Raw genomic sequence first — 11,635 nt, forward strand, 5'->3', positions numbered from 1 at the left:
TAGAAACAACAATTTACATGCCGAAATAAAAAAAGGGCGGAATGTATCCGCCCTTTTCTTTTACTTATAAATTGTTCAAAGTTATTTCACTTCTTCGAAATCTACGTCTTCAACGTTATCACCTTCTTTGGCAGATCCCTCAGAACTGGCTTGCTGCCCGTCTGCAGATGCACCACCTTGCTGTGACTCGGCTTGCGCCTTATACATCTCTTCAGAAGCAACTTTCCAAGCCTCGTTGATCTTTTCAAGTGCAGGAGTAATTACCTCTACATCTTTACTTTCATATGCTTTCTTAAGCTCTTCCAGGGCGCTTTCGATAGGTTTCTTCTTATCGTCAGAAAGCTTATCACCAAACTCGCTCAGCTGCTTTTCCGTCTGGAAAATCATACTGTCTGCCTCGTTCAGCTTATCGGCTTTCTCCTTGGCCTGCTTATCTGCCTCCGCGTTAGCTTCAGCCTCAGACTTCATTCGCTGGATCTCTTCTTCGGTCAGACCGGAAGAAGCTTCGATCCTGATATCCTGGGATTTCCCGGTAGCCTTATCTGTAGCAGATACCTTGATAATACCGTTGGCATCAATATCAAAGGTCACTTCAATCTGGGGTGTCCCTCTTGGTGCCGGTGGGATCCCGTCCAGGTGGAACCTTCCGATAGTTTTATTATCATTCGCCATTGGACGTTCACCTTGTAAAACGTGGATCTCCACAGAAGGCTGGTTATCAGCCGCGGTTGAGAACACTTGTGATTTCTTGGTAGGGATCGTCGTATTGGCTTCGATCAGCTTGGTCAATACTCCACCCATGGTTTCAATTCCCAGGGAAAGCGGGGTAACATCTAACAGCAGTACGTCTTTCACGTCTCCTGTAAGTACTCCACCCTGTATGGCAGCCCCGATGGCTACTACCTCGTCAGGGTTAACCCCTTTAGATGGTTTCTTGCCAAAGAACTTCTCAACAGCTTCCTGTACTGCCGGGATCCTTGTGGATCCACCAACCAGGATGATCTCGTCTATATCGCTTTTAGAAAGACCGGCCGACTTAAGTGCCGCCTCGCAAGGAGCGATCGTACGTTTAACCAGGTCGCTGATCAGTTGCTCAAACTTAGAACGAGACAATGTCCTTACCAAGTGCTTAGGTCCGGATGCCGTAGCTGTTACATAGGGCAGGTTGATTTCTGTCTGGTTTGATGAAGAAAGCTCGATCTTTGCTTTCTCTGCTGCTTCTCTTAAGCGCTGTAACGCCATAGCGTCTTTACGCAGATCAATATCTTCGTCTTTCTTAAATTCTTCAGCCAGCCAGTCGATGATCTTCTGGTCAACATCATCACCTCCCAGGTGGGTATCACCGTCGGTAGAGAGTACTTCAAATACGCCGTCACCCAATTCCAGGATAGAAACGTCATGGGTTCCACCACCGAAATCGAATACTACGATCTTTTGATCTTTATCTTTTTTATCAAGTCCGTATGCCAACGATGCCGCTGTAGGCTCGTTGATGATACGCTCAACTTTTAATCCTGCGATCTCACCGGCTTCTTTTGTAGCCTGGCGCTGCGCATCGTTAAAGTAGGCCGGTACCGTGATCACAGCCTGGGTCACAGTCTGCCCAAGGTAGTCCTCAGCAGTTTTCTTCATTTTCTGAAGAATCATTGCTGAAAGTTCCTGTGGCGTGTACAACCTGCCATCGATATCAACACGAGGAGTGTTGTTATCTCCTTTTACGACCTTATAAGGTACGCGCTCTACTTCTTTATCCACTTCGGAAAATTTATTTCCCATGAAGCGCTTGATAGAGTAAATAGTTTTATTGGGATTGGTCACCGCCTGTCTCTTAGCCGGGTCACCGACCTTAATCTCGCCGCCTTCAACAAAAGCGATCACAGACGGAGTAGTTCTTTTCCCTTCTGCGTTGGGAATTACCACCGGCTCGTTTCCTTCCATTACAGAAACGCAGGAGTTGGTAGTACCCAAGTCAATTCCGATAATTTTGCTCATTATATCTTACTTTAAATTAGTGTATCCAAAATTTATGATCGCTTACTGAATGTCAAACAACATGCCAACCGGGCAAACATGACAGGTTGTCATTTTCATATTCCAAATCACAGATTTATCAATCTTCAATCTTTCTGCATTTTTCATTCCGGTGGAATTTTAGGTGCCGCTTCTCTACCCCGTCCCCGACTGTTTAAAGATTTGGTTGAATTCTCTTGGAAAATGCGACAGGATAACACAGTTTTGTACTTACGAAAACCTTTGAATACTAAGGATTGCTGTTTTATGGAGTGCATCAGTATTTTTGACATGTTAAAGATAGGGATAGGGCCTTCTAGCTCTCATACCCTTGGGCCATGGCGTGCTGCGGAAAGGTGGCTGCAAGAATTACAGGAAGACGAACTCTTTGACAGGGTGCAGGAGGTTAAGGTACGCATCTACGGCTCCCTCTCCCTGACAGGAAAAGGGCATGCCACGGATCTCGCGATCATGATGGGACTTACAGGTGCAGACCCGGAATACGTAGCAATCGAAAGTATCGATCCTACGGTGCAGCATATTCGTGATCATAAAAAAATTATTCTCGACTGGAAAAGAGAGGTTCCTTTTAACCCGGCAGAAGCCATCGAATTTAAAAGGGATTTCTTACCGGTGCACGCCAACGGGATGGAATTTGAAGCCATCCTGGACGACGGTTCTTCCGAAACTGAACGTTATTATTCTATAGGCGGAGGGTTTGTCGTAAAAGAAGAGCGCCTCAATGCCAAAAAGAAAATTGAGGTATTCAGATCTTTCCCATTCCCGGTGCAGAAGGGCACCGAGCTCCTGGAGTACTGCCGGCAGGAACAGAAGTCTATATCGGCCATCGTACTGGAGAACGAACGCTCGCTCAGGGATGACGAGACTATTGATAAGGAGATTAAACGAGTCTGGGACACCATGTTAGAGTGCATGTATATCGGGTACCATACAGAAGGAAATCTCCCCGGTGGACTCAATGTCAGGCGACGTGCTTTTGACACCTACCAGAAGCTGAAATCTGACATACCCTATGAAACACCACAGGAGTGGCTGGAAGGGATTCGACATACCGAAGTAAAATTCCGGCAGATCCTTAAATGGGTGAGCTGTTTTGCACTAAGTGTAAACGAAGTGAACGCTTCACTGGGGCGGGTAGTTACCGCTCCTACCAATGGTAGCGCAGGTGTTATCCCTGCTGTACTTATGTACTACCTGGTTATCGAAAATCACAATGCGGGATTTGAACATATCAAGCGATTTTTATTAGTGGCGGGAGAGGTCGGCAGCATTTTTAAGAAAGGCGCCACGATCTCTGCAGCCATGGGTGGCTGCCAGGCAGAGATAGGTGTGTCTTCGGCAATGGCTGCAGCTGCACTGACAGAATTGCTGGGCGGAACCCCGGAACAAGTACTTATTGCGGCTGAAATTGCCATGGAGCATCATCTTGGACTAACCTGCGACCCTATAGCTGGTCTTGTACAGATCCCGTGTATAGAAAGGAATTCCATGGGAGCCATCAAGGCGATCAATGCTGCAGAATTGGCGCTGGATGCCGATCCAAAGAACACTAAAGTTCCGCTGGATAAGGTGGTCAATACTATGTGGGAAACTGCAAAGGATATGAGTTCCAAGTATAAAGAAACTTCTGAAGGCGGACTTGCGGTCGGAGTTTTTTTAAGCGATTGCTGATCCTTACGGGCAATCCGTTTTCCTTCGGGTATCAACCAGGTAGAGAATCTGCCATTTACCCCTCACCTTGCCCAGTTGAAAAGCATTTACCCCACAATGGGAAAAACGACCGTTCACATAGAATTCGTAGGGCGTCCAAACCTGGGCAATGGGTCCATCCATTATCACCTCATAACTCTTGATCCGCTCTTCGATCAGGATGGTATCCGGCAGTTGGTGCATACCTGAAAGAAATTTTTGACGAGACTGATCTACGAGTATGAACTCTGAAGTACCTGTAGGTTTCATGGTCTGCAACTGCATTCCCGTTGCCATAAACTGGCTCATGCCGCTGGTATCCCTGGCGTGAAAAGCCTTAAAAAAATCCCTGATCACAGTCTTGGGATCATCCGGGACAGACTGGCTCATAAGTCCGTTGGAGAACAACAGACAGCTAATCGTAATAAACAACACACGCATATAGAAGTTTTAGGTTCAGAAAGATAGGTAATAAGCCTCATATTTCCATTAAGCCTGGCCTAACCTGATAGGGGTTTACAATAAATCTCCTTACCTTTAATCCCGCTAAAATACAGCCTATGTCCACCGCAAAATCCGAATACAAACGTGTCACTGTAAAATCCTTGGTCGATATGAAGCAGAAAGGGGAAAAGATCTCCATGCTGACTTCTTATGACTATTCTATGGCCAAGATCGTAGATGCGGCCAAAGTAGATGTTATCCTGGTGGGCGATTCTGCCAGTAATGTCATGGCCGGACATGAGACCACTTTACCGATTACCTTAGACCAGATGATCTACCACGCCACCTCCGTGATCAGGGCTGTCAACCGCGCGCTGGTTGTAGTAGATATCCCTTTTGGGAGTTACCAGAGTGACCCCAAAGAGGCCCTGCGGTCTGCCATCAGGATCATGAAGGAGAGCGGGGCGCATGCGGTTAAGTTAGAAGGTGGTTGCGAGATCAAAGAGTCTGTAAAGCGGATCCTGAATGCCGGGATTCCCGTAATGGGACACCTGGGCCTAACCCCACAGTCTATATATAAATTTGGTACTTACTCGGTCAGGGCGAAAGAAGAAGATGAAGCGGAAAAATTGATCGAAGATGCCAAAATGCTGGAAAAACTGGGGTGCTTTGCCATTGTACTTGAAAAAATTCCTGCCGAACTTACAAAGAGAGTCTCCGAGCAATTGTCCATACCTACCATTGGTATTGGCGGCGGGCCTTATGCCGACGGGCAGGTACTGGTGATCCACGACCTGCTGGGAATGACCCACGAATTTAATCCCCGCTTCTTACGTCGTTATATGAACTTGTACGAAGAAATGGGGAACGCCATCTCCAGGTACGTCTCTGATGTAAAGAACCAGGATTTCCCAAACGAAGATGAACAATATTAGTCCATCTGCATTCTATGGCCTCTACCCCATCTAACTTAGCTGTACTTTTTGAAGACAATCACCTGATTGCCATCAACAAACAAGCCGGCGATATCGTACAGGGCGATAAGACCGGGGATATGCCCCTGAGCGAAGTGGTTAAACTTTACATTAAAACCAAGTACGATAAACCCGGAAATGTCTACCTGGGGGTAACCCACCGCCTGGACAGGCCTACTTCTGGTGTCGTGGTTTTTGCAAAGACCTCTAAAGCACTGCCCCGTATGAACAAGCTTTTCGCCGAAAAAGAAACGGAAAAAACCTACTGGGCCCTGGTCAAGAATCCTCCCCCAAAGACCCAGGACACCCTGACCCACTGGATGATCAGGAATCATAAACAGAATAAATCCTACGCCCATAATGATGAGAAGCCCAATAGCAAAAAGGCTGTTCTTCATTATAAGTTATTAAAACAACTGAATAATTACTACCTGCTCGAAATTACACTGGAGACAGGAAGACATCACCAGATACGTGCGCAGCTTTCGGCAATTGGTTGCCCTATTAAGGGTGATTTAAAATACGGCTTTGATCGCAGCAACGCCGATGCCAGTATCCATCTCCATGCCCATAAACTATCTTTTATCCACCCTGTTCGTAATGAAAGCATAGCGATCATTGCGCCTCCTCCCCGGGACGTCCTGTGGGATGCATGTCTGTAAATGATTATCTTTATTTAAAACCAGCCTAATACGCTCACCTTATGAACCGTCTTTTCCTAGCTTTGATCGCTGTATTGGTAGTGGGATGCTCCGGCTCTCGCGGCATAGATTCATTCTACAAATCCCACAAGAACGATCCGGAGGTCATGGCCGTCCGCGTACCCGAGGTTATGCTGTCTTTCCTTAGAACCGCTTCACCGGAAATGCGCGAATTTATCGGCAATGCCCAGGATATCCGTTATATGAAACTTCCGCTCCAGGGCGAGGAAGAAAAAAATGAGATTAATGATTGGGTAGATAATCTTGAGAGCGGTTCATTTATCGAAATTTACAGGAGAAATGATCCCCAGGGGAAGAATGTGGTTTCCATACGCGAAAATGGCAGAAGTGTTAAGGAAGTCGTGGTCTACACCAGTGACATGAATACCGGTTCCATACTTTACTTCAGCGGCGACTTTGCCCCCGAAAAAATCCGTGAAATGGCTAAAACCAGTGGTTTCGACAAATTTGCCACAAGTCTGCTGCTCGAATTTAAACCCATGACCCCTGTCAGCGAATAAGGCTGCTCGCCTTTTCCTTGATAATCTCTCCAACCGGTTTATTCTCCAGGTGGCTCTCTAGCCATGAAATGATATCCAGGTATAGGAAAGCTCGCTTTTCGTAGGGATGATTTTCGTATTTCTTCAGTTCGGCATGCAATTTCCGAAACTCGTTCTTCAGGTCATGGGGGTATATATCCCCCAGCCCCCTCAGGAATTTGATCATCTCTTTCTGCACGGCGTGCAGGTCGTTCATTTTAAGCAAAAACTTATAGGTGCTTTTTAGCTGTACCTCCAGGTGGTAGTCCATACCTGCCTCGTAATGGGCGACCAGGCTGAGTACCCTGGCAAAACACATAAGGTCCTCGCGCATCTTTAAATTCTTGTTGTTGATGATCTTTTTAAGATAGTTGATACACTCCTTATTCTTTCCGATCCCAAAATATAAACAGGCAATCTTATAGTAGAAGATCATAACATGGTGCTCATCAATCCGCTCCCGGTGTTCAGCGATTCCAGCTTCTATAGGTTTAACCCATTTCAGCCCCTCTTCAAAGGTCCCTTCCATAAAATGAAGGTTCAGTTTATTGAGGTTGATATAGAGGAAAGACAGCGAGCGTATGTTATCGTTCTGGGGAAAATCAGATGATTGTGTCATCGCCTCCAGCTTTTCCAGTACCAGCCTGAACTGTGAACTATATTTTACATAGAAGAGAGATTCCATTAAATAATGATTCCCCTTCAGGTAAAACACCGGGTTCAGGTAGATCATTTCCTTATGCTCATCAAAAAGGTCTACCCATTTGCTGGAGTACTTATAACAGGAGAGGAAGTCCTGCACCAGGAAACTGTACCAGAGATGCGCCTTGTACAGCCATAATTTCTCCCTGAACCCCAGGTCTTCCAGCTTGTATTCCGGTAAATGGGAATCAAAGTAGTTCTTAACGCGCTGGTAATCATCATCACTCCTCACGTAACCCACTTTCAGCATCATACCGTAAAGCTGTAAAGAGAGATTAGAGAGCTTGCTGGTCATAACATTATGTGCAGACAATTCCTTAGCCTGCATGGCAAGTTCATCTGCCCGGTCCGGGATGCTCCTGGTGATGTACTGGGTCTCTATGACCTTCTCCAGTTCTACGATCTCGTAAGCGATATTCTTCTCCTCGTTGTCAATAGCAACGGCTTTCACCTTATCCAGGATTTTTAAACTCTGTTTATAGAGGCCTTTTTGATAGAGTATGGTTGCAAAATCCAATTGTTCCCTGATCTGCACCCGGATGTTCTGGTTGACGGGGTTCAGGCGCAGACTGACCAATATTTGTTTGTAGAGATGTGCTTTGAGGTTAGAAAGTTGTGATTTCTTTACAATTCCACTCTCCAGGATAGCTTGTTCATCATAAGACTTCATCTTATCCAGGAGATTAAAAAGCGCCAGGAACTTGGCATCAGTATTTACCCCCAGTCTGCCTACGTAGAGTTTAAATTGTCTTTTTTCGGATTTAGAAAGGGATTTGACCAGTATGAACAATGCATCTTTTGGGGCATTTGTCATCGTAAAATATACTATTTAATTAATTGATTACCAGTAACTTATATAAACCTCAAAGTATCTAAGCATTGTAAATGACAATTCCCCGACCCCCTGTTTCTTTAAGCTAATTATAACTTCGTCTTTAAAATTAGGGAATTATCATGAGTAAAGATAAGGTACAAATTTTTGATACTACGTTAAGGGATGGTGAACAGGTGCCGGGATGCAAGTTAGACACCAAACAAAAACTGGTGATAGCCAGGCAGCTGGACCAACTGGGCGTAGATGTCATCGAGGCAGGTTTCCCAGTCTCCAGCCCGGGTGATTTCCAATCGGTAAACGAGATCGCGAAGTTGGTAAAACATGCCACGGTTTGTGGACTGACCCGGGCGGTCAGGAAAGACATCGAGGTTGCGGCAGAAGCGTTACGGGGCGCGGTAAGACCCAGGATTCATACGGGTATCGGAACATCGGAATCCCATATTAAATATAAGTTCAATTCTACTCAAGATAAGATCCTGGAACGGGCTTACGAGGCCGTAGCCTATGCAAAAACATTTGTGGAGGATGTAGAATTCTATGCTGAAGATGCAGGGCGTACAGATAATGAATTCCTGGCCCGGATCTGTGAAGCAGCCATTAAGGCGGGGGCTACCGTTCTTAATATCCCGGATACCACAGGTTATTGTCTTCCCGAAGAATACGGGGCAAAGATGAAGTACCTGAAAGAAAACGTTAAAGGTATAGAGAAGGCCATATTGTCCTGCCATTGCCATAACGACCTTGGGCTGGCGACCGCAAATTCTATTGCAGGTGTCATCAACGGCGCACGGCAGATAGAATGTACCATTAACGGTATTGGTGAAAGAGCAGGAAATACCTCCTTAGAGGAAGTGGTTATGATCTTGAGACAACACCCTTACCTGAACCTGGATACCGGAATCAAAAGTGAGATGCTATTTGAGACCAGCCAGATGGTATCCGCTAAAATGGGGATGCCGGTACAGCCCAATAAGGCAATCGTAGGCTCTAACGCCTTTGCTCACAGTTCCGGAATCCACCAGGACGGGGTGATCAAAAAACGAGAAACATATGAAATTATCGATCCGGCGGAAGTAGGGGTCACTGAATCCTCTATAGTGCTTACCGCCCGAAGCGGAAGGGCGGCTTTGGCATGGAGGGCTAAAAAGGTAGGCTACGAATTGACCAAAATACAATTGGATGAGGTCTACCAGGAGTTTCTGCAATATGCCGATCGTAAAAAAGAAATCCTGGACGAAGATATCCACGAGATCATAGACAGCTGCAAGGTTAAATTAGAAAGCTTAGCGTAGATGAAGTTGAATATAGCATTGTTACCTGGAGACGGGATTGGACCCGAGGTAACAGCACAGGCCGTAAAATGCCTGCAGGCAATAGAGGAAGCATTTGGTCATAGTTTTAGCTATACCAAGGCACCCGTGGGTGCTATTGCCATGGAGAAGGGAGGTAATCCTTTACCGGAGGAAACGCTTAAAATCTGCAAAGAATCTGATGCAATCCTGTTTGGAGCCATAGGGGATCCTAAATACGATAATGACCCGGATGCCAAGGTGAGGCCAGAGCAAGGCCTGTTGCAATTGCGACAAGCTTTAGGCCTGTTTGGAAATATCAGGCCGGTTAAAGCTTTCCCTACTATCCTGGAAAAATCACCACTGAAGAAGCACATCATAAAAACGGCAGATTTCGTGATCTATCGTGAGCTGACGGGGGGTATCTATTTTGGTGAAAAGAAACTGAATGAATCCGGCACGGTCGCCTCGGATCTTTGTGAATATTCTGAAAAGGAGATCAGCAGGATAGCCCACCTGGCTTTCAAGGCAGCTAAATTGAGGCGCAACAAGGTCACCATGGTCGATAAAGCCAATGTCCTGGAAACTTCCAGGTTGTGGCGCCGGGTGGTAAAAAGGATTGGAGAAAGTTATCCTGAAATTGAGCTGGACTTCATGTATATCGATAACGCAGCCATGCAACTGATCCTGAATCCCGGTATGTTTGATGTGATCCTGACCGAGAACCTTTTCGGGGACATTCTATCTGATGCGGGAAGTGCTATCGGGGGTTCTATAGGCTTACTCCCCTCTTCATCCGTAGGAGAACAGCATGCCATGTTTGAACCCATTCACGGGTCCTACCCACAAGCCAAGGGAAAAAATATCGCCAACCCTATCGCCTCTATCCTATCAGCAGCGATGATGATGGAGCATTTTGGGCTCCGGGAAGAAACACAGGCTATTGTCAACGCGGTCTATAAATCGATGAAACAGAATATTGTAACCCCGGACCTGAATGCAAAGGGGAAATACGGTACGGATCACGTGGGGGAATATATCGCTAATAATATAGTAGATGCCGATGATCACCTCACCATGAACAAAGAAAACATAGGTTTGGGGAAATCGACCATTATCTGATTTTATTCTGCCTGTAATTCGCGAACAAGCGAATCAAATTCTGTTTTGAATTCTGTATACTTCTCGCCGGTAGCTGGGCCGTTAAAACCGGTGTGGATCTTTCTCACCTCTCCCTTTTTGTCGATAAAAATAGTCGTAGGGTAAGACCAGACATGGTTGAGCATGGGTAATTTCTCCTGTGCTTTAGATTTACTGCTGGTCCCGTATTGGGCTAATAAAACAGGATATGTAATGCCCACTCTTTCCTCCAGCCTTTCAATACTGTTAAAAGCTCTCTCCTCTGTCTTTGCGTACTCAAAAGCAAGGGCCACCACTTCCAGGTCTTCCGTGGGGTTATTGGCCAGGTAATCTACCAGGAACTTGGTCTCATCCAGGCAGTTCGGGCACCAACTGCCCATCAATTGCACAATGACAACCTTGTCCTTGAATCGAGTATCTTCTAAAGAAATTGTATCCCCGGAACTATCCGGGAAGGCAAAGCTTACTTTGTCATAGCCATCCTTTAAATAGGTGATACTTTCCTCGTCCTCCAGTTCAAACTGGGCATTCCGCCTGGCGGTGAATGGTTCCTGGAAATGATTCCCGGAGTAGAACTTGCCTTCTAACACAGAATCGCGAAACTGTGCGGCAAAAAGGAATGCGTGTGCACCGTCAAATGTAGAGAGTAGAAGACTGTCTCCACGCACTACCCCTTCCAGGTACCTGTAGTCTCCCGTAGTGGTCCTGAAGGTGCCGGTAACCTTAGAGCCCTCCTGGCTGAAAATCCCTTTGGCCGGGTATATATCTGTAGAATCATTCCCAAAGCTCGCCTCCCAGGTGCCGTTAACATCAAATGCAGGGGCTTCATTTACCCGGAATCGTGGTTGATCTCCATATTTGGCAATAAATGCCTGGGACCGGTCTAATTCGTCTTTTATAAAATTTCCCCTGATCTGCTCACCCTCATATTTCCCGGCAATATAGCCGTCAAAAGCCGGCATTTTTATAGTGATAGAATCCCCGATGGTCTCAATTTCATCTGCGACGATCTCTTCGCCGGCATTATAAACTTTGATGCCGTACCCTTTTCCGGCCTTAAAAAGTTCAAAAGAAAATGGCAGCTCTCTCCCATCCTGCACTTCCAGGGTGGCATGCCAAGGCCCTGTACGCAGTTCAGGGGTGGTCTTATCGTTACAGGAAACAAATAATAAAATCGTGAGTATTGATCCGATGATTAATCGCATGAGGGCAGAATTATGAACATTAAAACCATCAAATATCTGTCAGAATTGTCACAATAAAAAATAAACCAATTGAATCCCCGACATTT

10 protein-coding genes are annotated in these 11,635 nt (G+C 46.0%); 6 read left to right on the forward strand and 4 right to left on the reverse strand.

Going from position 1 to position 11,635, the window contains the following annotated elements:
* Positions 1–81: 81 nt before the first annotated feature.
* Positions 82–1,992 (reverse strand): molecular chaperone DnaK, encoded by a 1,911-nt coding sequence (gene dnaK, locus PP178_RS08990; RefSeq protein ID WP_272594008.1) that lies wholly within the window; start codon positions 1,990–1,992, stop codon positions 82–84.
* A gap of 285 nt (positions 1,993–2,277) precedes the next feature.
* Here dnaK and PP178_RS08995 point away from each other — a divergent pair, with 285 nt between their 5' ends.
* Positions 2,278–3,702 (forward strand): L-serine ammonia-lyase, encoded by a 1,425-nt coding sequence (locus tag PP178_RS08995; RefSeq protein ID WP_272594009.1) that lies wholly within the window; start codon positions 2,278–2,280, stop codon positions 3,700–3,702.
* A gap of 3 nt (positions 3,703–3,705) precedes the next feature.
* Here PP178_RS08995 and PP178_RS09000 read toward each other — a convergent pair whose 3' ends face one another.
* Complete coding sequence (locus PP178_RS09000) at positions 3,706–4,161, reverse strand: nuclear transport factor 2 family protein (RefSeq protein ID WP_272594010.1); 456 nt, start codon at positions 4,159–4,161, stop codon at positions 3,706–3,708.
* Positions 4,162–4,280: 119 nt separating this feature from the next.
* Between PP178_RS09000 and panB the strand changes: the two genes are divergently transcribed.
* Genes panB through PP178_RS09015 form a run of 3 tightly spaced genes read left to right on the forward strand, consistent with a single transcriptional unit; the run spans position 4,281 to position 6,360 of the window.
* Positions 4,281–5,099 (forward strand): 3-methyl-2-oxobutanoate hydroxymethyltransferase, encoded by an 819-nt coding sequence (gene panB, locus PP178_RS09005; RefSeq protein ID WP_272594011.1) that lies wholly within the window; start codon positions 4,281–4,283, stop codon positions 5,097–5,099.
* A 14-nt stretch (positions 5,100–5,113) separates the two neighbouring features.
* A complete protein-coding gene (locus PP178_RS09010) occupies positions 5,114–5,800 on the forward strand; it encodes an RluA family pseudouridine synthase (protein WP_272594012.1) in 687 nt (228 codons plus the stop codon).
* Between the two features lie 41 nt (positions 5,801–5,841).
* The gene (locus tag PP178_RS09015) at positions 5,842–6,360 is read left to right on the forward strand and encodes a DUF4252 domain-containing protein (RefSeq protein ID WP_272594013.1); all 519 of its coding nucleotides are present in this window, start codon (positions 5,842–5,844) and stop codon (positions 6,358–6,360) included.
* On the opposite strand, the gene PP178_RS09020 is transcribed toward PP178_RS09015, so the two are convergent.
* The gene (locus PP178_RS09020) at positions 6,350–7,894 is read right to left on the reverse strand and encodes a hypothetical protein (protein ID WP_272594014.1); all 1,545 of its coding nucleotides are present in this window, start codon (positions 7,892–7,894) and stop codon (positions 6,350–6,352) included. The genes PP178_RS09015 and PP178_RS09020 overlap by 11 nt on opposite strands.
* Positions 7,895–8,034: 140 nt before the next feature.
* Between PP178_RS09020 and PP178_RS09025 the strand changes: the two genes are divergently transcribed.
* Positions 8,035–9,207: a 2-isopropylmalate synthase gene (locus tag PP178_RS09025; RefSeq protein WP_272594015.1), complete on the forward strand. Its 1,173-nt coding sequence runs from the start codon at positions 8,035–8,037 to the stop codon at positions 9,205–9,207.
* Positions 9,208–10,326 carry a 3-isopropylmalate dehydrogenase gene (gene leuB / locus PP178_RS09030; RefSeq protein WP_272594016.1) on the forward strand — a complete coding sequence of 373 codons (1,119 nt, stop codon included), beginning with the start codon at positions 9,208–9,210 and terminating at the stop codon, positions 10,324–10,326. It abuts the gene before it with no gap.
* 2 nt (positions 10,327–10,328) lie between these two features.
* Here leuB and PP178_RS09035 read toward each other — a convergent pair whose 3' ends face one another.
* Positions 10,329–11,549, reverse strand: coding sequence for a peroxiredoxin family protein (locus tag PP178_RS09035; protein WP_272594017.1), 1,221 nt, complete (start codon positions 11,547–11,549; stop codon positions 10,329–10,331).
* Between the last annotated feature and the right edge of the window lie 86 nt (positions 11,550–11,635).

The organism is Zeaxanthinibacter sp. PT1 (assembly GCF_028464225.1).
Lineage (GTDB): Bacteria > Bacteroidota > Bacteroidia > Flavobacteriales > Flavobacteriaceae > Zeaxanthinibacter.

Coding starts and splice junctions, on each gene's coding strand:
- dnaK (WP_272594008.1), bottom strand. CDS start 1,992: ATGAGCAAAATTATCGGAATTGACTTGGGTACTACCAACTCCTGCGTT.
- PP178_RS08995 (WP_272594009.1), top strand. CDS start 2,278: ATGGAGTGCATCAGTATTTTTGACATGTTAAAGATAGGGATAGGGCCT.
- PP178_RS09000 (WP_272594010.1), bottom strand. CDS start 4,161: ATGCGTGTGTTGTTTATTACGATTAGCTGTCTGTTGTTCTCCAACGGA.
- panB (WP_272594011.1), top strand. CDS start 4,281: ATGTCCACCGCAAAATCCGAATACAAACGTGTCACTGTAAAATCCTTG.
- PP178_RS09010 (WP_272594012.1), top strand. CDS start 5,114: ATGGCCTCTACCCCATCTAACTTAGCTGTACTTTTTGAAGACAATCAC.
- PP178_RS09015 (WP_272594013.1), top strand. CDS start 5,842: ATGAACCGTCTTTTCCTAGCTTTGATCGCTGTATTGGTAGTGGGATGC.
- PP178_RS09020 (WP_272594014.1), bottom strand. CDS start 7,894: ATGACAAATGCCCCAAAAGATGCATTGTTCATACTGGTCAAATCCCTT.
- PP178_RS09025 (WP_272594015.1), top strand. CDS start 8,035: ATGAGTAAAGATAAGGTACAAATTTTTGATACTACGTTAAGGGATGGT.
- leuB (WP_272594016.1), top strand. CDS start 9,208: ATGAAGTTGAATATAGCATTGTTACCTGGAGACGGGATTGGACCCGAG.
- PP178_RS09035 (WP_272594017.1), bottom strand. CDS start 11,549: ATGCGATTAATCATCGGATCAATACTCACGATTTTATTATTTGTTTCC.